At 53.3% G+C, this 20674-nt stretch carries 20 protein-coding genes and 1 tRNA gene; 4 read left to right on the plus strand and 17 right to left on the minus strand.

Annotated elements, in window-relative coordinates; genetic code table 11:
* Positions 1-176: 176 nt before the first annotated feature.
* Together secG and DL346_RS22510 are read right to left on the minus strand one after the other, a co-directional pair.
* Positions 177-410, minus strand: a complete 234-nt coding sequence (secG, locus tag DL346_RS22505; protein ID WP_112884599.1) for a preprotein translocase subunit SecG — start codon at positions 408-410, stop codon at positions 177-179.
* 110 nt (positions 411-520) lie between these two features.
* The gene (locus DL346_RS22510) at positions 521-1507 is read right to left on the minus strand and encodes a phytanoyl-CoA dioxygenase family protein (protein WP_112884600.1); all 987 of its coding nucleotides are present in this window, start codon (positions 1505-1507) and stop codon (positions 521-523) included.
* Positions 1508-1599: 92 nt separating this feature from the next.
* Between DL346_RS22510 and DL346_RS22515 the strand changes: the two genes are divergently transcribed.
* The gene (locus DL346_RS22515) at positions 1600-2517 is read left to right on the plus strand and encodes an AraC family transcriptional regulator (protein ID WP_112884601.1); all 918 of its coding nucleotides are present in this window, start codon (positions 1600-1602) and stop codon (positions 2515-2517) included.
* Between the two features lie 49 nt (positions 2518-2566).
* Here the strand turns inward: DL346_RS22515 and DL346_RS22520 are convergent, their stop codons facing one another.
* The 7 genes from DL346_RS22520 to DL346_RS22550 form a co-directional block, all read right to left on the minus strand.
* Positions 2567-3334 (minus strand): sugar phosphate isomerase/epimerase family protein, encoded by a 768-nt coding sequence (locus DL346_RS22520; RefSeq protein WP_112884602.1) that lies wholly within the window; start codon positions 3332-3334, stop codon positions 2567-2569.
* A gap of 161 nt (positions 3335-3495) precedes the next feature.
* Positions 3496-4788, minus strand: a complete 1293-nt coding sequence (eno, locus tag DL346_RS22525) for a phosphopyruvate hydratase (protein ID WP_112884603.1) — start codon at positions 4786-4788, stop codon at positions 3496-3498.
* 134 nt (positions 4789-4922) lie between these two features.
* Positions 4923-6455 (minus strand): 2,3-bisphosphoglycerate-independent phosphoglycerate mutase, encoded by a 1533-nt coding sequence (gene gpmI / locus DL346_RS22530; RefSeq protein WP_112884604.1) that lies wholly within the window; start codon positions 6453-6455, stop codon positions 4923-4925.
* A gap of 1 nt (position 6456) precedes the next feature.
* Positions 6457-7209, minus strand: coding sequence for a triose-phosphate isomerase (gene tpiA, locus DL346_RS22535; protein ID WP_112884605.1), 753 nt, complete (start codon positions 7207-7209; stop codon positions 6457-6459).
* A gap of 18 nt (positions 7210-7227) precedes the next feature.
* Entirely contained in the window at positions 7228-8409 is a 1182-nt protein-coding gene (locus DL346_RS22540; protein ID WP_112884606.1) for a phosphoglycerate kinase, read from the minus strand.
* A gap of 251 nt (positions 8410-8660) precedes the next feature.
* Positions 8661-9665, minus strand: coding sequence for a type I glyceraldehyde-3-phosphate dehydrogenase (gene gap, locus DL346_RS22545; RefSeq protein ID WP_112884607.1), 1005 nt, complete (start codon positions 9663-9665; stop codon positions 8661-8663).
* 83 nt (positions 9666-9748) lie between these two features.
* On the minus strand, positions 9749-10792 hold the full coding sequence (locus tag DL346_RS22550) for a sugar-binding transcriptional regulator (protein ID WP_112884608.1): 1044 nt from the start codon (positions 10790-10792) through the stop codon (positions 9749-9751).
* 238 nt (positions 10793-11030) lie between these two features.
* Between DL346_RS22550 and DL346_RS22555 the strand changes: the two genes are divergently transcribed.
* The 3 genes from DL346_RS22555 to sda all read left to right on the plus strand — a co-directional run bounded on the left by DL346_RS22555 (position 11031) and on the right by sda (position 12453).
* Positions 11031-11105, plus strand: a tRNA-Arg gene (locus DL346_RS22555).
* 229 nt (positions 11106-11334) lie between these two features.
* Positions 11335-11916: an ATP-dependent Clp endopeptidase proteolytic subunit ClpP gene (gene clpP, locus DL346_RS22560; protein WP_112884609.1), complete on the plus strand. Its 582-nt coding sequence runs from the start codon at positions 11335-11337 to the stop codon at positions 11914-11916.
* A 222-nt stretch (positions 11917-12138) separates the two neighbouring features.
* Positions 12139-12453 (plus strand): sporulation histidine kinase inhibitor Sda, encoded by a 315-nt coding sequence (gene sda / locus DL346_RS29595; RefSeq protein ID WP_240633358.1) that lies wholly within the window; start codon positions 12139-12141, stop codon positions 12451-12453.
* A 97-nt stretch (positions 12454-12550) separates the two neighbouring features.
* On the opposite strand, the gene DL346_RS22570 is transcribed toward sda, so the two are convergent.
* The 8 genes from DL346_RS22570 to DL346_RS22605 all read right to left on the minus strand — a co-directional run bounded on the left by DL346_RS22570 (position 12551) and on the right by DL346_RS22605 (position 20664).
* Entirely contained in the window at positions 12551-13321 is a 771-nt protein-coding gene (locus tag DL346_RS22570; RefSeq protein ID WP_165822629.1) for an SIMPL domain-containing protein, read from the minus strand.
* A gap of 149 nt (positions 13322-13470) precedes the next feature.
* Complete coding sequence (locus DL346_RS22575; protein WP_090583454.1) at positions 13471-13740, minus strand: HPr family phosphocarrier protein; 270 nt, start codon at positions 13738-13740, stop codon at positions 13471-13473.
* 103 nt (positions 13741-13843) lie between these two features.
* On the minus strand, positions 13844-14773 hold the full coding sequence (gene whiA / locus DL346_RS22580) for a DNA-binding protein WhiA (RefSeq protein ID WP_112884611.1): 930 nt from the start codon (positions 14771-14773) through the stop codon (positions 13844-13846).
* Positions 14774-14779: 6 nt separating this feature from the next.
* Complete coding sequence (locus DL346_RS22585; RefSeq protein ID WP_112884612.1) at positions 14780-15763, minus strand: gluconeogenesis factor YvcK family protein; 984 nt, start codon at positions 15761-15763, stop codon at positions 14780-14782.
* A gap of 6 nt (positions 15764-15769) precedes the next feature.
* A complete protein-coding gene (rapZ, locus tag DL346_RS22590) occupies positions 15770-16639 on the minus strand; it encodes an RNase adapter RapZ (RefSeq protein WP_112884686.1) in 870 nt (289 codons plus the stop codon).
* Positions 16640-16694: 55 nt separating this feature from the next.
* A complete protein-coding gene (locus DL346_RS22595) occupies positions 16695-17645 on the minus strand; it encodes an ROK family glucokinase (RefSeq protein ID WP_112884613.1) in 951 nt (316 codons plus the stop codon).
* A gap of 248 nt (positions 17646-17893) precedes the next feature.
* Positions 17894-18841 (minus strand): thioredoxin-disulfide reductase, encoded by a 948-nt coding sequence (gene trxB, locus DL346_RS22600; RefSeq protein ID WP_112884614.1) that lies wholly within the window; start codon positions 18839-18841, stop codon positions 17894-17896.
* A 59-nt stretch (positions 18842-18900) separates the two neighbouring features.
* On the minus strand, positions 18901-20664 hold the full coding sequence (locus DL346_RS22605; RefSeq protein ID WP_112884615.1) for a tetratricopeptide repeat protein: 1764 nt from the start codon (positions 20662-20664) through the stop codon (positions 18901-18903).
* Between the last annotated feature and the right edge of the window lie 10 nt (positions 20665-20674).

The following is a 20674-nucleotide window of genomic DNA, read 5'->3' on the forward strand; positions in this document are numbered from 1 at the left end:
TCGGTTGATAGATTGCCATATACTATATAGTATACACGAAAGGTATCGCCACCATCCGCGCCAGCCCGGTAAAATTAACAATTTTCGCCTGCATGGCTATATTGTAAACCTTTGCCACTTCCCATATGCAACAAAAAAAGCGAGCCTTATAGCCCGCTTTCCGCACTACTTATCCATTATTTAACGAGGTAAGCTACCACGAGCGAACAAATGAAGAAGCCCGCTGCCACACCGATTGTCAAACGCTGCAAGAACAGGTCCAAGCCGCGTGCTTTCGTTTTGCCGAACAGGTGCTCAGCACCGCCGGAAATAGCACCCGACAATCCTGCGCTCTTTCCCTTTTGCAAAAGCACAACCGAGATCAGAGCCAATGCGAAAATAATAAGCAAAATTTTAAAAGTAATTGCCATAGTCCCACCTCCTGCACAAGGAGCAAATTTTCGTTTGCATCGCCTTGCCCGAGGAGACAAGACCTAGAAACAGCAATATTATTGTAACATAGCAAGGAATTGAAAACAAGCTAGCAGATTTTGTCCTTTTGCCACCGGATCGATTCGTCAAACGGCAGGTAAGCAAACTGCTCGTTTTGCCAGTAATATTTCAGCTCCTCGCGCGTCCATCCTTCGTAGAGATCATCCCATTCGAAAGGACCATGCGGCAGCAGCGACGCATGCTCGATCGGCTCGCTGGCGGGCTGGAACCGCAGATCCAAGGACAGTCGCACGCGTCCCGGCTGCTGGTTAGGCAGTGCCTTATGCACCGTCAAGCTGTGGAAAATAACGATGTCTCCCGCTTCGTAATCCCCTTCCGCCCACTCATAGCCAAGCCCGCATAGAATCGTCTCCAGTCCGCCCGCGCCCGGATTCGCGGTCACGCCAAGCAATCCTGTATGATGGCTGCCTTCCAGAATGGACAACCCCCCCAGCGTCAATGGCACGTCGCCCATCGGCGCCCAGCAGGTCCATGTATTCGCGCTGCCCTGAATATGCAGAAAATCTTGATGCGGCGGCGTTACATTCAGCTTCTCGCTCGGCAGCATCATGCGGGCGATATTGCGCGGATGCGGGAAGGTGCGCTCGCCGAACAGCGTATCAAACAGGCCGATCAGCTTCGGGTGATGAGCCACGCCATGGAATGCCTCCAGCTTCTGGACCATATGATAGACCTTCTGCGTCGTGCCGATCCCGTGCCAATTGAGCTCTTCGACCGACATCGCATCGATGGCCGGCTGGTTGCCGATGCCCTCCATCAGCGGAGCGGCCGGATCAAGCAAGCCTTCAGCCTGCAGCACCTCCAGCAGCTGCCTCCGAAGCTCCATCACTTCCTCGCGCGTGAAAAAATGCTTGAAGAACAAGTAGCCTTTCTTCTCCGCTTCCCGTCTTAACGCCTCTGGCGACGCAAGCAGCGGCGTCGCGTCTTCGAACGCGATCGTTGCCGGTTTCATTGCCGGATCCATCGTTACCCCAACCTTTCCCATCCGCTGGATTTTGTCGATTGTCGACTTCATGCTTCCATTGTATGCTTAGCTGAGAAGGATGTATTTATATCCGCTCGACACCTTTTTAACTTTTACCGTTATCCTAAGGAGGTAAGCAGCGTATGACGCCTTCGCCCCATCACCCGGTTCCCTCGCTGAGCTGGCAATCGCTTCAGCCTGCCGTTTGCTACGCCAATAAGCTGCAATGCGTGCCCGGCTTCTCCTTCGGTCCGAGAGTCATCGACGAGCACCAATTCATCTTTGTAGCCGCCGGCTTCGGTACCGCATGGATTCAAGGGGAGCGGTACAACGCCGAACCGGGCTGCCTGTTCTACTATGGCCCGGATACCGTACATCATTTTATTGCCGATGAACGCGCCCCCTTCCTGTTGTACGGCCTTCACTTCAGTTGGGTGGAACATTACCCGGAAGCAAGGAGCGCCGGCATTCAAATCCGCGAGGCTAAGTTCGATCCCAACGAACCGGGGGCAAGGCGGGATAACCGCATGCTGCTCGGTGACCCCGGCCGGCCAGCGGAAAGTCTGCTGTTTCAAGATGTGCAGCAGCTGCCTGTCGAACGATTCGAGCCGCGATTCGCCAAGCTTGCGGCATGCTACGGGGACGAAGTCCGCGACTATACGCAGCCGTTGCTGCGCGGCCTGCTGCTGGAGATGCTTGCCGCCATGAAGCAGCAAGAGCGCCGCTCTACGCCTGTAACGCCTCTCATCAGCTCGATCGCGTCGCAGCTGAACGAGCATGCCCGCGAACGATATGAGCATGGCTGGCTATCGGAGTGGAGCGCCTATCACGCCGACCATATCGCGCGGCTCTTCCGTGCGCAGCTTGGCATGACGCCCTACGATTACTTCATGAGCCGCAAGCTGCAGCTAGCCAAGGAGCTTCTCGCGCACTCCGAGCTGACGCTGCTGGCTATCGCTGAAGAGCTGCAAGCCGGATCGATCCACAATTTCACGAAGTGGTTCAAGCAGCATGCCGGTATGCCGCCAGGCCGGTACCGTAGAGCATCGCGTTTTATTTGAAATAAAAAAAACCTGCAGCCCCTCAGAAGGGACTGCAGGTTACTGCCTCTTACAAATAACCGTTCTCGCGGAAGAATTCCAAGCTGATCTTCGCGCTTTCCAGCGACGAAGAAACGAATTGCTCCTGCTCTACGAAAATGTACTGAATCCCCGATTGCTCGGCTACGTCCAGCACGCCCTTCAAATTTACGATGCCCTTGCCGACTTCCGTATCGCTGCGGCCTTGGCCGAAGTCTTTAAAGTGCGCCAGAGGCAAACGGCCCGCATAGCGATTCGCGTACTCAACCGGATTTTGCCCGCCCATATGCACCCAGCCGAAGTCAAATTCAGCGATCAGGTACTCTGCAGGCACTTTCTCCAGCAGCAGGTCCATGACCGGCTTGCCGTCAACCAGCTTGAATTCGAAATCATGGTTATGATAGCCGTATGTCAGGCCGGCTTCCTTGACTTGCTTGCCTGCCGCAGTCAGAATGTCCGCCAGCTTGTTCACGTCATCGATAGTCGGGTTCGCCGGCAGCGGCGCCCATGGCGTAACGATATATTGAAGGCCGATTTCTTTCGCGTATTGGATCTGCTTCGCCAGATCGGCTTCGATCTTCTCCGGCTCTCCGAAGTTCAGGCCGATGTGCGCCGATGGCGCCTGCAGGCCGAGCTCGTCCAGAAGCGCTTTCAATTCGCTGGCAGGCGTATTGAAGAAGCCCGCAAACTCAACGGCTTTATAGCCCATTTCCGCAACCTTGCGGATCGTACCGAGGAAATCATTCTCTGTTTGGTCACGAAGCGTGTACAACTGTAAGCCTACAACCGGTTTAGCCAATGCATCCACCTCATAGCTTTATAGTTTTTTGTTCATTTCTCCCTAATTATATCGAATAACGGGCCAGAAACGAGCTCACCTTTTGGGACACTCTTATGTCATTTTGGCATCGGCCGCAAAAAGAAGAGCCGGGGATTCCCCCGGCTCTTTCATGAAATGCCTTATTTGAAGTTCTTCAGGTTGTAGAACGCGCTCTTGCCGGCGTATTGAGCCGTCGAGCCCAATTGGTCTTCGATGCGAAGCAATTGGTTGTATTTCGCAACGCGGTCCGTACGGGACGGAGCGCCTGTTTTGATTTGGCCAGCGTTTGTCGCAACAGCGATGTCTGCGATTGTGCTGTCTTCGGACTCACCGGAACGGTGGGAGATAACTGCCGTGTAACCAGCGCGTTTTGCCATTTCGATCGCATCGAATGTTTCAGTCAAGGAACCGATTTGGTTTACTTTAACCAAGATCGAGTTGCCTACGCCCCGCTCGATACCGTCGGACAGGCGAGCTGTGTTCGTTACGAACAGGTCGTCGCCAACGAGTTGTACTTTACCGCCCAGTTTGTCAGTGAGAAGCTTCCAGCCTTCCCAGTCGTCTTCGGAGCAGCCGTCTTCGATTGTGATGATTGGGTACTTCTCAACCCACGAAGCGAGCAGGTCAACGAATTCCGCGGAAGTGAAGGAACGGCCTTCGCCTTCGAGGTGATACTTGCCGTCTTTGTAGAACTCAGTGGACGCGACGTCCATACCGAGGAATACGTCAACGCCTGGCTTGTAGCCTGCGCGTTCGATTGCAGCGATGATTGTTGTGATTGCTTCTTCGTTGGAGCCAAGGTTTGGTGCGAAGCCGCCTTCGTCGCCAACTGCAGTGTTCAGGCCTTTATCTTTCAGAACCGATTTCAGGTTGTGGAAGATTTCCGCGCCGATGCGAAGCGCTTCTTTGAAGCTTTCCGCGCCAACCGGCAGAACCATGAACTCTTGAACGTCGATGTTATTGTCGGCGTGCTCGCCGCCGTTCACGATGTTCATCATTGGAACCGGAAGCGTCTTAGCGTTGAAGCCGCCAAGGTAGGTGTACAAAGGCATATCAAGCGCGTCAGCAGCAGCGCGTGCTACAGCCATCGATACAGCCAGAATCGCGTTTGCGCCGAGCTTGCCTTTGTTGTCCGTGCCGTCAAGCTGGATCATTTTGCGGTCGATCAATACTTGGTCAAGCGCGTCCAGACCGATGATTTCAGGAGCGATGATTGTATTCACGTTCTCAACGGCTTGCAGAACGCCTTTGCCGAGGTAACGGGACTTGTCGCCGTCGCGAAGCTCAACAGCTTCGTAAGCGCCCGTGGATGCGCCGGATGGCACGATTGCGCGGCCTTTGCCGCCGGACTCCAGCATAACTTCAACTTCAACGGTAGGGTTGCCGCGGGAATCAAGCACTTCGCGTGCATAAACGTCAGTAATGATAGACATGTACGAAACACTCCTTAAATTTAATCGGGTCTATAACCCCTTATCGACATCAATCATTAAACTCATGAATAATTATAGTAAACGAGGTGAAACGGCTGCCGCCGTCCCTTTAACAGCATGGACCGACGCGGCGATTAGCCTTGCACGATCGATTTGCCCGTCATTTCTTGCGGCTGCTGCAAACCTGCCAGCGCCAGCATCGTCGGCGCGATATCCGCGAGAATTCCGCCTTCGCAAAGCGGTCCGACCTGCTTCGTCACGATGAACGGCACCGGGTTCGTCGTATGCGCCGTGAATGGACGGCCATTCTCGTCGATTACCATATCGGCATTGCCATGGTCGGCCGTGATGAGGCATACGCCGCCTTTTGCGAGCACCGCTTCAACGACTTGGCCCAAGCACTCGTCCGTCGCTTCAACCGCTTTGATCGTCGGCTCCAGCATGCCGGAGTGACCGACCATATCCGGGTTCGCGAAGTTCAAGATGATCACGTCCTGGCGGTCCGCTTCGATTTCCTTAACCGCTGCGGCCGCTACCTCGTAAGCGCTCATTTCAGGTTGAAGATCGTAGGTCGCAACCTTAGGCGAAGGAATGAGAATGCGCGTTTCGCCTTCCAATTCGGTATCGCGGCCGCCGCTGAAGAAGAACGTCACATGAGGGTACTTCTCCGTCTCGGCGATGCGAAGCTGACGCTTCCCTTGCTGGACGAGCACTTCGCCTAGAGTGTTATCGAGGTTCTTCGGTTTGTACGCAACGAAGCCGCCAACGGTTTCACTGAACAGCGTCAAGCAGACGAAATACAGATTCTTCGGCTCTTTCGGTCCGCGTTCAAAGCCGCGGAAATCGCTGTTCGTGAACACTTGCGACAGCTGAATTGCGCGGTCGGGACGGAAGTTGAAGAAGATGACCGCGTCTTCGGATTCTACGACGCCTACCGGGCTGCCGTCTTCCTTCACGATGACGGTCGGCATGACGAACTCGTCATAGACCGACTTCTCGTAGGATTCAACAACCGCTTGGACCGGATCATTATATTGAGGGCCTTCTCCGTAAACCATAGCGCGGTACGATTTCTCGGTGCGCTCCCAGCGCTTATCGCGGTCCATTGCGTAGTAGCGGCCTTGAACGGTCGCGATTTGGCCTACGCCGAGCTCCTCGATCTTCGCTTTAAGCTGTTCCAGATATCCTTTTGCGCTGTCCGGCGATACGTCGCGGCCGTCCAAGAACGCATGGATGTATACGTCCTTAAGCTCTTCCTTCTTCGCCAGCTCTAGCAAAGCGAATAGGTGCGCGATGTGGCTGTGTACGCCGCCGTCCGATAACAGGCCGTACAGGTGAAGCTTCTTGCCCTTTTCTTTCACGTGCTTGACAGCACCTTGAAGCGTCTCGTTATCGAAAAATTCGCCATCGCGGATCGATTTGCTGATGCGGGTCAAATCCTGATAAACGATACGGCCGGCGCCGATATTCAAGTGGCCAACCTCGGAGTTGCCCATCTGTCCTTCCGGCAAGCCTACCGCTTCGCCGCACGCAGTCAACGTCGTGTGCGGGTACGTGTTCCAGTAACGGTCGTAATTCGGCTTGTTCGCCTGAGCCACCGCATTGCCGGTCACATCATTGCGCAAGCCGAATCCGTCCAAAATAATTAGAGCAACAGGAGCCGTCATCTTACTTCGCCCCCTCGACAAGTGCGATGAAGGAAGCAGGCTCGAGGCTTGCGCCGCCGACCAAAGCGCCGTCGATATTGGATTGGCCAAGATATTCGGTTACGTTGTTCGGCTTCACGCTGCCGCCGTATTGAATGCGAACCGCATCGGCGGTTGCCGCGTCGTACAGACCGGCGATCACGTCGCGGATGAACGCGATAACGTCTTCCGCATCCGCAGCCGTCGACGACTTGCCCGTACCGATCGCCCAGATCGGCTCATAAGCAACGACTACTTCAGCCGCTTGCGCAGCGGACAAGCCTTGGAATGCCGCTTCCGTTTGTACCTTGCAAACTTCCTTCGTTTGCTCGGCTTCGCGCTCTTCCAGCTTCTCGCCAACGCATACGATCGGCGTCAAGCCGTGCTTGTATGCAGCATGGACTTTCTTATTTACGATTTCATCGGATTCCGCAAAATATGCGCGGCGCTCCGAGTGTCCGATAATGACATACTTCACGCCAAGATCCTTCAGCATAACGCCGCTGATTTCGCCCGTGTACGCGCCGCTGTCCTCGAAATGAAGGTTCTGTGCGCCGATGGCGATGGTCGTGCCCTTGGCCGCATCTACAAGCGCAGGAAGCGTCGTGAATGGCGCGCAAATGACCGTTTCAACGCCGTCCACCTCCGCTTTGCCCTTTACGTCCGCGAAGAATGCCGTCGCTTCGGATACCGTTTTGAACATTTTCCAGTTGCCCGCAATAATCGGTTTACGCATGAGTGTTATCGCTCCTTCTTACTTATCGTTCAGTGCAACAACGCCCGGGAGCGCTTTGCCTTCCATGAATTCCAGCGATGCGCCGCCGCCTGTGGAGATGTGGTCCATCTTGTCCGCAAGACCGAATTTCTCCGCTGCAGCCGCGGAATCGCCGCCGCCGATGACGGTATAAGCCGAAGTCTCAGCGCATGCTTGCGCTACAGCGCGCGTGCCATGCGAGAACGGCTCGATTTCAAATACGCCCATAGGTCCGTTCCATACGACCAGCTTGGAGTCCTTGATGACATCCGCGTAAATTTCACGCGTTTTCGGTCCGATGTCGATGCCTTCCCAGTCGGAAGGAATGCCGTTAATGTCTACGATGCGAGTATTTGCTTTCGCGCTGAACTCATCTGTGATGACAACGTCAACAGGCAGAAGGAAGTTCTTGCCGAGCGACTTCGCTTTCTCGATGAACTCAAGCGCCAAGTCCAGCTTGGAGTTGTCGCACAGCGATTGGCCGATTTCGTGGCCTTGAGCTTTGAAGAACGTGTAGGAAAGACCACCGCCGATAACGATGTTATCCGCGATTTCGATCATTTTGTTGATGACGTCGATTTTGTCTTTTACTTTGGAGCCGCCGACGATCGCCGTGAACGGACGATCCGGGTTCAGCAAGGCGCGGCCAAGCACGTCCAGCTCTTTCTCCATCAGAAGGCCGGATACGGCCGGCAGGTAATGCGCGATGCCTTCCGTCGAAGCGTGCGCGCGGTGAGCCGCGCCGAATGCGTCATTTACAAACAGGTCGGCCAGCTCGGCAAATTGCTTCGCCAATTCCGGATCGTTCTTCTCTTCGCCCTCGTAGAAACGTACGTTCTCGAGCAGCAGCACGTCGCCGTCTTTCAGAGCGGCCACTTGTGCTTTAACCGCTTCGCCGACTGCTTCGTCGGTTTTCACAACCGGTTTACCCAGCAGCTGCGACAGGCGTACGCCAGCTTCTGTCAAACGCATGCCTTCTACTACTTGACCTTTCGGACGTCCCAGGTGGCTCGCCAAAATCACTTTCGCGCCATTCTCGATCAGATACTTGATGGTTGGCAGCGTTTCGCGGATACGCGTATCATCCGTAATCGCGCCGTTCTCCATCGGCACGTTAAAATCGACACGAACAAATACACGTTTACCGGCTACTTCAACGTCACGCACACTCTTCTTGTTCATAAGTGAAATCCTCCCGGGAACCAATGCCGCCATACAGTTTCAAGCGGATAAAAAGGTCAAAGTATATTTAAATTCTCCACATGCTATCCATCCCGCAGATTGCTGCAGGTTTATCTTATCTATGTGTTTATATCGGTTCCGACGGGGAACCGTCATTTTCTTCTACTAATTTCCCCATTACCGCATGCAAGCGCAAACTATCGCGAAGGAGCTGCCCACAAGCAGCTCCTTCGACGGATATTCGGACCCTATTACAGGCCTTTGGATGCGATATATGCAGCCAGGTCTACTACGCGGTTGGAGTAGCCCCACTCGTTGTCGTACCAGGAAACGACTTTCACCATGTTGCCTTCAACGACCATAGTCGACAGAGCGTCGATTGTGGAGGAAGCCGGGTCGCCGTTGTAGTCGCTCGATACAAGCGGCTCTTCGGAGTAGTTCAAGATGCCTTTCAGCGAAGTTTCGGAAGCGTCTTTCAGCGCTGCGTTAACTTCTTCAACAGTTACGTTTACTTTCAGTTCAGCTACAAGGTCAGTTACGGATACGTTCGGAGTAGGAACGCGCATAGCCATACCGTTCAGCTTGCCTTTCAGCTCAGGCAGTACGAGGGATACTGCTTTTGCAGCGCCTGTCGACGACGGGATGATGTTCTCTGCTGCAGCGCGAGCGCGGCGCAGGTCTTTATGAGGAACGTCAAGAACGGATTGGTCGTTCGTGTAGGAGTGAACAGTCGTCATCATACCCTTAACGATACCGAACTTGTCATTAAGAACTTTTGCGAATGGAGCCAGGCAGTTCGTTGTGCAAGAAGCGTTGGAGATAACTGTGTGAGCTGCCGCATCGTACTTATCTTCGTTAACGCCCATAACGATTGTGATGTCTTCGTTCGAAGCCGGTGCGGAGATGATAACTTTCTTCGCGCCGCCTTTCAGGTGAAGCTCGGCTTTTTCTTTCGCTGTGAAGATACCAGTCGATTCAACAACGATTTCAGCGCCTACGGAAGCCCATGGAAGGTTCTCAGGGTTACGTTCAGCAAAAACTTTGATCTCGCGGCCGTTAACGATCAGCGCGCCTTCTTTAGCTTCAACAGTAGCTTCAAGCTTGCCGTGAGTCGTGTCGTATTTCAGCAGGTGAGCCAGCGTGTTTGTGTCTGTCAAATCGTTTACAGCCACCACTTCAACATTCGGGTTGTTCAGTGCTGCGCGGAATACGTTGCGGCCGATACGACCAAAACCGTTAATACCAACTTTTACCATTTTAGTTTCCTCCTAGGCATAATTTCATTTATCTCAAGACGAGCGCTGGACACCGAAAGCCGGCTGTCCACCCGTCAAGATCACTAAGCGGTTTGTTCTTCCTTATCGATGATCGCCGCGATTTCAAGTGCGGCGGCCTCGTCCGTGACGAGCACATCATCATGCCCGAAGCGCATCACGGCTGCGATCGCTTCGCCTTTGCTGCGGCCGCCTGCAATCGCAATGACGACCTCGGTTTCCATAATATCTTCGATTCTAAGGCCTACAGTGAGCATCTTATGGACAACGGCGCCGCCTTGATCAAAATAATACCCGAACGACTCCGCAAGCGCTCCTTCGGCCTTCAGCGCGTCCACCACCGCGGCATCCACGCGTCTGCGGCGAGCCATTACCATAGCGTCTCCGATCCCGTGAATGACGATGCGGGCTTTGCGGATGACCTCTACGATCTCCCTCACATTCGGTTCCTGCATCAGAGAGGTATAGGCTTCCTCGCCCAAGTGATCCGGTACATGAAGCATCCGGTATTGAGCGCCTGTACGCTTCGCCATGGTCGAGACGATCGTATTCGCTTGATAGTCCAAACTCTCGCCCAGTCCGCCTCTGGCAGGGACGAACCAATTGCCTTTGAGCGGCGTATGCGAAGTCAGCTGATTGGCAACCTGGGCCAATGTCGACCCGCCTGTTACGGCAATTACATCGTCCTTCTGCATCGCCTTGCTCAGCACCGCGCAGCCTGCGCGGCCAAGCTCCCGCTTCGTGTGCGGGGATTCATCGGCATCGCCCGTGACGATTACGACCTGCTTTAATCCAAAATGCTTGCGAATTCTCTCTTCCAGCTCCGACAACCCGAACATCGTTTTGTAGAAAGGCTCCATCTTCTCCATCAGCCTTTTGCCCGCTTCCGTAATGCGCATCCCTGCGGCATCGATGTGAAGCAGCTCCTGTGCTTTCAAAAAATCCGTTTCCGCCCGCAGCACCCGCTCTGTCATATCGAGCGAAGCGGCTAAAGTGCGGCGGCCGATCATATCCGAAAGCATGACCTGGCGGAGAATGAGGTATCTTTTTCTCATAACGACAAGCAAGTCCGGCAGAAGCTGTTGCTGAATTTCGATGAGAGACTGCATCTTAGGCATCAACTCCTGTTGCTGAAAAGAGCTTGCGTACTGCTCCGCAATGCTGGACTCAAAATGTCCCACATGCGCTTTTTTAGTCCCACAGTCATTGTAACCCAAACGAAGGGAAGGGGCAAGATCGGTTTGCCTAATGAAACCGTTTACCGACACGATTTGATCAAATTTTTTTTTACGGCTTGCCCTTGCTTTTCTGATCGGAATCACATATACTTATCTTCGCTGTCACTTTGCGCCCGTGGTCCAATGGATATGACGTAGGCCTCCGGAGCCTGAGATCGAGGTTCAATTCCTCGCGGGCGCGCCACTTACAATTACAATGAACGATTCATAGTGAAGGACCTTCCGATATCGGAGGGTCCTTCTTTATGTCAGGCCACATGGGCTCACCTCAAACAGCATCTCCAAATTCACGCGAATGTAATCCCCAAAAAGGCTTTGCTATGCGATTTGATGCTGATTTGACCATCTTTGACTTTTGATTGGCAATCCGTTATGATGAAGTTGTTAACAATGTTCTTAAGGAGGGACTTACGATGAGCTTCATTCCAATGGTTATCGAGCAGAACAACCGTGGCGAACGCGCTTATGACATTTATTCCCGTTTGCTGAAGGATCGAATTGTATTCCTCGGTACGCCTGTCAATGATGTAGTAGCAAACTCCATTATCGCGCAGCTGTTGTTCCTTGCTGCCGACGATCCGGACAAAGACATCTCGCTATACATTAACAGCCCTGGCGGTTCGGTTTCGGCAGGTCTCGCCATTTTCGATACGATGAATTTCATCAAGCCTGAAGTTTCTACGATCTGCGTCGGGATGGCCGCTTCGATGGGCGCATTCCTTCTTTCGGCAGGCGCCAAGGGCAAGCGTTACGCCCTGCCTAACAGCGAAGTCATGATTCACCAGCCGCTCGGCGGCGCGCAAGGCCAGGCAAGCGATATCGAAATCCGCGCCAAGCATATTCTGAAGACGCGCGATACGCTGAACCGGATCTTATCGGCTAACACGGGCCAGCCGCTTGAGAAAATCGAGCGCGACACGGACCGCGACTACTTCATGTCCGCTGCCGAAGCTGCTTCTTACGGGCTTGTCGATAAAGTCATCGAGAAACTGTAAGGTTCTTTTATCTAAATATTCGAAGAGCGTTAATCCTTCGCGGATTAACGCTCTTTTTGTTTGTCCTATATCACACTTCCCACACATCGTCAATAACAATTTGAAGCGCTGAATGACTACGGACTACTCCAAAAAATCATGTTAAGATGTACTAAATGATTCCATATTCACCGTCCCTTAGGTTACGCTTTGGAAATCTATTATAAACGGAGTTGCACACGCATGAAACTTACGAATCCCTTCGCAAGCGTGCGAAATTTCATTCGATCCAGTGATTCTGGCAGTGTATTCTCGTCCTACACGCCTTCGTATGAACCGAATTTCCAGCATGCGCCATCTGACTCGGACACGCATAATCTTTTCTTGCCTATGCAAGACAAGTCTCTTCTCTTGCGACCGCTTAGCGATACTCACCTGATTGAGGTCTACCATGAGGCAAGAGCGATGCGCCTGTCCGCAGAATTTATCGCGCTGATTGAGTCGGCCATTGAACAGCGCGGACTATCCGCGAATGATGAACAGAAGTCTTTAGCCTAACTGACATCGTAGAGTCAACCATGCTGACCGCTCGTCATACGAAAGGCAGACCCTCTCCATCCCGGAGAGAAGTCTGCCTTATTTTGTTGCTCTTCCCTTATTGCATTTCGTAGACAACCGTTACATCTGCGGAAACATTGATGACGCCCGTCTGCACGCTTGTCTCCGCTTTATCGGCTGCAGCATCGCTCGCCGCCATTTCACCCCGTCCATAATAGATAGGACCGCCGCTTACGCCATTTTGCGAGATGCTAATGACTTCTTTAACTTGCTTGCCGGCTGCTTTGGCCAGAGCGGATGCCTTGGCTTTCGCGTTCGCCATCGCCTTCTCCAGCGCTTGAATCTCATATTGCTCCTGCTTCTCCGTATTGAATTGCACCCCGTCTACGCGGTTTGCGCCCGATGCCGACAGCTCGTCAAGCAGTTTGCCGATGCCGTCGAGATTGCGGGTCGTAATTTGAATGTTGTGCACGGCCAGGTAGCCTTTGATTTTGCTTGAGCCGTCCTTGCTGCTGTAATCATACTCAGCCTGCACGTAGAAGCCAATCGTCTTGACATCCTTCGCATTCATTTTGTATTTGTCGAATAGCACCTTTTTCAATCCTTCAAACTGTGTCGCATTCTTGGACTGGGCTTCCTTCGCCGTCGCTGCCCGCGCTTCCACCGCCACGCTTAAATACGCCACATCCGGTGCCGCCTCCAGCTTGCCCGTACCCGATACTGTAATTGTGCTCTTCTGTACCACGCTGCCGTTGTCCACCGCGTGCACCTCGTTCTTGCCAAATCCGTTTGCCCCGATCAGTGCGCCTACGCCAACCGCCAGCGCCAATACAGGTACCAGCACCCATTTCGGCTTGATCATTAACATCACAATCAACCCCTTATTCTCCATATTTTCTTTCTTCTATTAATGACGTTGTAAGCGTATTCTTTGTTGCGTCCCCATAGCCCTAAAAAGTAAAAAAACAGAAAAAAACCCCCTTTCGGGAGTTTCTTCAAGTCGTTTATGACTGATTATTATTGGTTCTCCAATTCTTCCTTGCTAACCAGGTTTACTAAAGCGGTTACAGCTTGATCTGCGTCCGAACCTTCCGCGCTTATCGTAACCTCAGTACCGGAGCTAATAGCAAGGCTCATAATCCCCATAATCGATTTAGCGTTCACTTTTTTATCGTCTTTCTCTACGAACACCTCGGAAGAAAACTTGTTCGCTTCCTGAACAAAAAGTGCGGCCGGTCTTGCATGAAGACCTGTCTTCAGCCGAACGACAACCGGATGCCTTGTCATGGAAACCTTACCCCCTATACGAATTTCAATCCTGCGATCCCTTGTACCAATGTCATTTTAATCGCTATTATATCACTTTTCCAAATTCTACACTAGCCTTTGCTTAACCGTTCCTTAATTTTTCGGCCAACTCATCGATTTTGCGCAGGCGATGGTTAACGCCGGACTTGCTCACCTTGCCTTTGAGCATTTCGCCGACTTCCGTCAAATTCAGATCCGGATGCATCAGCCGTATATGAGCCACCTCGCGAAGCTTCTCAGGCAGGGAATCCAGCCCGACCTCGCGCTCAAGCAGCTTAATATTATCGATCTGCCGTACAGCGGCCCCGATCGTTTTATTCAAATTCGCCGTCTCGCAGTTGACGATCCGGTTGACGGAGTTGCGCATATCCCGCATGATGCGGACATCCTCGAATTTGAAGAGTGCCTGATGGGCCCCGATAATGCTAAGGAGCTCGATAATTTTCTCGCCCTCTTTCATGTAGAAGATGAACCCTTTCTTGCGTTCAATGCAGCGGGCGTTCAGATCGAACTTGTTCGCCAGCTCCACGAGTGCTTGACAGTGCTCATCGTACATCGTGGCAATCTCCAAGTGGTAGGACGATCCCTCCGGATTGTTCACCGAACCCCCGGCTAGGAACGCGCCGCGCAGATAGGAGCGCTTGCAGCATGATTTGCGAATGATGTCCCGATCGATGCCCTGATTAAACATAAAGCCTTCGGAGACAATCTTGAGGTCGCTCAATATTTCCTGAACCCTCGCCGGAATTCGCACAATATAGACATTGTTCTTCTTCAGCCTCATTTTTTTGCGTACAAGCAGCTCCGTATGAACCGCGAACTGCTTCTTAATGAGGGAGTAGATGCGTCTTGCGATCGCCGCGTTTTCTGTCGATATATCGAGTATAACCTTCCGGCTCGATAATGAAACCGAACCGTTCATTCGAATCAGCGCGGAGAGCTCTGCCTTCTCGCAGCATGGATCCGCTTCGATGAGCGTCAATTCTTTTTTGGTTTGTCCCGCAAAAGACAATGTAACTCACCTCTTTCGTTCCATCCAGTTTTCCACAAGCTGATAAATATGATGACTTAACCTCGCAGCATCATGACGCAAGTAGGTTCTGAACAGCACAAGCCGGTCTGCAATGACCTCATAACCGCGCCGCTTCACTTCTTCCAGATCAAGATGTACCGCCTTTGCTCCCCGCTCGGCATACTTTTGCTGTACCTGCTCGGGGATTTCACCGTCATTTACGATAACATAGTCAAACAAATGATGTCCAATATGCGCATGGACGGCATCCAAATGGTCGCCGACCGAATAATTGTCTGTTTCTCCTGGCTGGGTCATCACATTGCAAACGAATATTTTGACCGCATTCGAATCAACGATACTTTCTGCTAGTTTCGGAACCAGCAGATTCGGAATGATACTGGTATACAGACTCCCCGGACCGATTAGAATAGCATCGGCTTCGCGGATTGCCTCTACTGCTTCCTCCAGCGGCTCGACATCAGCAGGCTCGATAAAGACCCGCTTGATCGCTTTCCCCGCCTTCGGAATGTTGGACTCGCCCGTGATGATGGTGCCGTCAACTGTTTCCGCCTTCAGCACGATCGCTTCCCCGGCTGCCGGAAGTACGCGGCCGCGGACAGCAAGCACCTTGCTCAGCATCCGCACGCCGGAAACGAAGTCGCCCGATATGTCGGTCATGGCCGCAAGCATAAGGTTGCCCAAGCTGTGACCCGCTAGCCCGGTTCCGGAATTAAACCGGTATTGCAGCATATCGGAGAGAAGCGGTTCTACATCGGCAAGCGCGATCAGCACGTTGCGAATATCGCCCGGAGGCGGCATCTGCAGCTCATTTCGCAGAATGCCGGAGCTGCCGCCATCGTCGGCCACCGTCACGATTGCCGTAATGTCAAGCGGTTTCTCCTTCAATCCGCGCAGCATCACCGAGAGCCCTGTTCCTCCGCCGATGACGACAATGCGGGGGTTCTGTACTTTACTACGCGTTTTCACGCTGCCTCAACCCCGATCACGATCTGAATCTCGATGACTGACTCGAACGAGTTCTGTGTCACTGCTGCCAAGCATCCGGCCCAAATATTCGGCGATCGCGACCGAACGGTGCTTCCCGCCAGTGCAGCCGATTCCGATGACGACTTGGCTTTTGCCTTCTTTCCTGTAAAGAGGAATAAGGAATTGAAGCATATCGAGCAGCTTGGTGAGAAACGCCTGCGTCTCCGGCCATTTCATGACATACTCGTACACTTCGACATCCATCCCGGTGTTCGGGCGCAGATGATCGACATAATGCGGGTTCGGCAGAAAACGTACATCATAAATCAGATCGGCATCGATCGGAATGCCATACTTGAACCCAAACGAAGTGACGTTAATCGAAATCGTACTAAGATCCGAATTTCTGAATCTGGACATGATCCGTTCTTTTAACTGAACCGGCTTCAGGCTGCTCGTATCGATAACCTGCGTTGCTGATCCCTTGAGATCCTCCAAAATCCGCCGCTCCAGCTTAATGCCCTCGAGCGGCAAGCCCTCCGGCGCGAGCGGGTGCAAGCGGCGGCTTTCCTTATACCGCTGAACAAGCACGCTGTCCGTTGCATCCAAGAATAGAATCTCATACCCGATCGTGTAGTGTTCCTTCAAGTAGGTCAAGGACTCCGACAAGGCCGTAAAAAACTCGCGGCCGCGCAAGTCGATCACCAGCGCGACCTTACCGATTTTGCCGTTGGACTGCTCAATGAGCTCCGCAAATTTCGGGATGAGCACCGGCGGAAGATTATCGACGCAGAAAAATCCGAGATCCTCCAGGCTCTGCACCGCAATCGTCTTACCGGCACCGGACATGCCTGTAATGATGACAAGCTTCGCCATCGTTGTTCCCGCTTCCACCTTCAATCCCTCCCACCGTTTGAACTATTCAATTAAGCTAAGCGCGAATGATCAAACCTGCCGCGCCGACGACGCCTGCATCGTTGCCTAGAATAGCCGGCACGATTTCCACGCCTTCCTGCGCCATTTCAGGCGCCGCTTTTTTGAACGCTTCGCGAATTTGCTCGAACAGGAATTCGCCGGCCTTGGAAACGCCGCCGCCGATAATAAAACGCTGCGGATTAAGCACAACCGATACCGTTGCCATCGATTTGCCCAAGTAGTGCGCCGCGCGCGCTACGATACGGGCAGCGACTTCATCGCCAGCTTTCGCAGCGTCGACGACATCCTTCGCCATGATGTTCTCCACGAACGAAAGCGACGTGCGGTCGCCGCGCTCGACAGCGTCTTTCGCCATGCGGATGATGCCCGTAGCGGAAGAAACGGTCTCCAGGCAGCCCATTTTACCGCAGCCGCATTGGATCGCTTCGAGATCCGGCACGATTGGAATGTGACCAAGCTCGCCCGCCATGCCTGCGAAGCCTTCCACGATTTTGCCGTTGATGATAACGCCGCCGCCTACACCTGTTCCGAGCGTGTAACATACGCAGTCGGAAATGCCGCGGCCCGCGCCAGCCCATGCTTCGCCAAGCGCAGCTACGTTAGCGTCATTATTTACAAGCACCTTCTTGCCGAGTTTCTCTTCGAGAATCGACTTAAGAGGCACATTATCGAAATAAAGGTTAACCGATTTCTTCACGATTCCGTTCGGGATATCGAGGAAGCCGGCGATGCCGATGCCTACGCCCTCAACTTGCTCCCACGTAAATGGAGATTGCTCCACGATCAGTTTGGCGTAGTCGGCAATATTGGCGCAAACCGCATCGGAGCCTTTCTCAACTTCAGTTGCTCCTTCATACGTATGCAGCAGGGCGCCTTCCATGCTGCAAATACCAACCTTAATAGTTGTACCGCCAATATCAACACCAACGACGATTTTCTCGGACATAATAGGCCACCTCTATAATATAAGTATCTAGTTTTACTTCCGTTCCAACTAAACTATAAGCGAACGCTTCCAACTGGTCAAGGACAATCACCTTCGCTGATTCGTCAGCATTTTCGCGGATTATCGGGATAAATAGATTCATATAAAAGCCCTTTAAGCCGCTTCCGACATGAAGCGACGCTGTCCGTGCTTCGGACAGCGTCATCCATGCGTCGTGTACTTCATTGCACGCTCACGCGGGCAAAGGTTTAAACCGTCTGGCTCCAGTCATGCACCGCATGGCCTTCCAGGAACTTCTCGCAGTCCAGCGCAGCCATGCAGCCGCTGCCCGCAGCCGTAATCGCTTGGCGGTATTTGTTGTCCTGCACGTCACCGCAGGCGAAGATACCCGGAATATTCGTCTCGGACGTACCCGGCTTCACGATCAAATAGCCCGTTTCGTCCGTTTGCAGCTGTCCGCCGAGGAATTTCGTGTTCGGCGTGTGGCCGATCGCGACGAAGATGCCGTTCGTTTCGATCACTTCTTCTTCGCCGGTTTGATTGTTGCGCACCTTCAGGCCGGTAACGCCCATGCCGGTCGCGACAACTTCAAGCGGCGTGCGGTCCAGCGCCCAACTGATCTTGCCGTTCTCGCGGGCGCGGTCCTGCATGATTTTCGAAGCGCGCATTTCGGCGCGGCGGTGTACAAGCACAACTTCGGATGCGAAACGCGTCAGGAAGTTCGCCTCTTCCATCGCGGAGTCGCCGCCGCCGACTACGATGATTTTCTTGCCGCGGAAGAAGAAGCCGTCGCAGGTTGCGCAGGTGCTGACGCCTTTGCCCACGTTCTCGCGCTCGCCCGGGATGCCCAAGTACTTAGCCGAAGCGCCTGTCGAGATAATCAAAGCTTCCGCTTGCAGCTCGCCTTGTCCTTCTACCTGCAGCGTAAACGGACGCTTGGAGGTATCGACCGAGTTTACCCAACCGGTGCGGAATTCCGCCCCGAAGCGTTCCGCTTGCTTGCGCATATTCGCCATGAGGTCCGGTCCCATGATGCCTTCCGGGAAGCCCGGGAAGTTCTCGACCTCCGTCGTTGTCGTCAATTGGCCGCCTGGCTCGGGACCTTCGATGACAAGCGGGTTCATGTTGGCGCGAGCCAAGTAAATCGCGGCTGTCAGCCCTGCCGGGCCTGTTCCGATAATAATTGCTTTGTACACGCTGGTTGCCTCCTAAACGTTAGAGTGCCGGCACCGAGAAATCGCTGCGACGACGGGCTTTATACGTCGCTTGAGCCCCCTTGGTCATAGCGCTGAGCAAGCCCCGGGAAGATCATTCTCATTTTCTCTTTAATGCCGCATATTTCATCAATGCGTTTGGCGCACTTGCTGACCGTCGCAATCGACGTGCCATATCGCTCGGACACCTCGTGGTACGAGATTTCTCTCCGGTGCATCTTGGCCGTCAAATACTCAAGCGCAGCAGCCCACCCCTCCACTTTTCCAAGCTTCGGCACATTGGGGTAAATTCGCGATAGGAATTCGATCCACAGCGTCATGAGGTCATACTGCTGGACCAAATCATAGTGTTTGTTCATTCGAATAAGAGCAGCCTCGAGCACCGCTTGCCATTTGTCCTCCCAAATCGGAAGACGGGAAGGCATCCGGCTATGCTCAATAACCGTCTCTTTGCCATCGAGTACCGCATTCAGCGATTCATGCACGCCAATCGAGCGGAGCACGAAGATGGCGATTCGTTTCAAATAGTCATCTTCCTGCGGCTCGAGAATGAAATCGCGCAGCGCGTCCTTCACTTCATTGTCGGCAATCATGCCGAGCGCTTGGATCACCTGCAGCTTCGTATGGCGATCCCCGTGGCGCAGCGCCCAGAAGAAGGAGGAGCGGACGAGCGGATCCCGCTTCATATGATCCGGCAGAGATTCCGTCGACTTCTCCCACAGCTTGAATTGTTCTTCGAACGGCAAATGGTAATGGTAGCTCGTAGGCGCCGTATGAAGCCCCTTCTCCATAAGTGAAAGCTGCTCCAAGTAGTAGCCCGGCACATGCGATTCGCTGTCCAGCTTGCCGACTTGCAGCCATAGCCGCCTTGCTTCCTCATACCGTCCTATATTGCAAGCCGCAACGGCTGCATAATGATAGAGGCACGGGTCCGACTTCAGCGCATTGTCCTTAAGCAGACGAATGAAATGGCGGTAGGCTTCGCCGTGTTCACCTAGAATACCCATTGTCGTGGCCAGCTTAAACACATGCTCCTGATGGAAAGGCACCGTTTTGCGCAGCAGCTCGACCAGCGGCTTCAATTGCGCTTGGTCGCCGGCATGCTGATGGAAAATGGCCAAATTGCAAAGGGCATGCAAATTGCCCGGTTCGAGCTCCAGCACCTGCCGGATCGTAACCATGGCTTTTTCGAACATTCCCATATAGTAGTAAGCCAAAGCCAAATTGTTGCGTGCGGCCAGAAATTCGCCGTTCTTCTCTACGATGCTTTCGAGCAGCCGTACCGCTTCGACAAACTTCCCTTCCTCTAGCATCGACCGCGCGCGGTCATGCTCGAAGAAGCCTTCGCGCGCTTTAATGTAAGCCAGCTTCATCGGACGCTCCAGCTCGTATTGGAGCAGCTCCATCATCTCTTCGGCTTCCTCCAGAAACTGACCCTCTGAATCTTCCTCCAGATAGCGCACGAGCGCGCCCTCTGCCGCTTCGTACATTTCCATGTTCGCGTAATTGTTGGCCATATAGAAATGGCATTCCGTCATTTCCGGATCAAGCTCGTCAACAATCGACGACAAAATCCGGTTCGACTCCTCGTAATTGCCCATTTCCGATAAAATCCCCGCCATGTTGCAATGGTTCACTGGATTATCCGGCTCGAACTCGGCCGCGCGGCGGAAATACTTCAGTGCCTTGTCATAGTGATAACGATCCATCGACCGGACCGCTCGCTCGAAAAAGAACGTTGCGTCCCATTGAATCGGAATGACCTTCGTGCTGTGGCTGGCTACCGCAATTTTCTTTTCTTTCATAACAAAGGCA

Origin of the sequence: Paenibacillus montanisoli (assembly GCF_003268025.1) — a bacterium.
Taxonomy (GTDB): domain Bacteria; phylum Bacillota; class Bacilli; order Paenibacillales; family Paenibacillaceae; genus Paenibacillus_Z; species Paenibacillus_Z montanisoli.

Bases quoted from the DNA above. Each gene is read 5' to 3' on its own strand.
- secG (WP_112884599.1), bottom strand. From the start codon at position 410: ATGGCAATTACTTTTAAAATTTTGCTTATTATTTTCGCATTGGCTCTG.
- DL346_RS22510 (WP_112884600.1), bottom strand. From the start codon at position 1,507: ATGAAGTCGACAATCGACAAAATCCAGCGGATGGGAAAGGTTGGGGTA.
- DL346_RS22515 (WP_112884601.1), top strand. From the start codon at position 1,600: ATGACGCCTTCGCCCCATCACCCGGTTCCCTCGCTGAGCTGGCAATCG.
- eno (WP_112884603.1), bottom strand. From the start codon at position 4,788: ATGTCTATCATTACTGACGTTTATGCACGCGAAGTGCTTGATTCCCGC.
- gpmI (WP_112884604.1), bottom strand. From the start codon at position 6,455: ATGACGGCTCCTGTTGCTCTAATTATTTTGGACGGATTCGGCTTGCGC.
- tpiA (WP_112884605.1), bottom strand. From the start codon at position 7,209: ATGCGTAAACCGATTATTGCGGGCAACTGGAAAATGTTCAAAACGGTA.
- DL346_RS22540 (WP_112884606.1), bottom strand. From the start codon at position 8,409: ATGAACAAGAAGAGTGTGCGTGACGTTGAAGTAGCCGGTAAACGTGTA.
- gap (WP_112884607.1), bottom strand. From the start codon at position 9,665: ATGGTAAAAGTTGGTATTAACGGTTTTGGTCGTATCGGCCGCAACGTA.
- DL346_RS22550 (WP_112884608.1), bottom strand. From the start codon at position 10,792: ATGCAGTCTCTCATCGAAATTCAGCAACAGCTTCTGCCGGACTTGCTT.
- clpP (WP_112884609.1), top strand. From the start codon at position 11,335: ATGAGCTTCATTCCAATGGTTATCGAGCAGAACAACCGTGGCGAACGC.
- sda (WP_240633358.1), top strand. From the start codon at position 12,139: ATGAAACTTACGAATCCCTTCGCAAGCGTGCGAAATTTCATTCGATCC.
- DL346_RS22570 (WP_165822629.1), bottom strand. From the start codon at position 13,321: ATGTTAATGATCAAGCCGAAATGGGTGCTGGTACCTGTATTGGCGCTG.
- DL346_RS22575 (WP_090583454.1), bottom strand. From the start codon at position 13,740: ATGACAAGGCATCCGGTTGTCGTTCGGCTGAAGACAGGTCTTCATGCA.
- rapZ (WP_112884686.1), bottom strand. From the start codon at position 16,639: ATGGCGAAGCTTGTCATCATTACAGGCATGTCCGGTGCCGGTAAGACG.
- DL346_RS22595 (WP_112884613.1), bottom strand. From the start codon at position 17,645: ATGTCCGAGAAAATCGTCGTTGGTGTTGATATTGGCGGTACAACTATT.
- DL346_RS22605 (WP_112884615.1), bottom strand. From the start codon at position 20,664: ATGAAAGAAAAGAAAATTGCGGTAGCCAGCCACAGCACGAAGGTCATT.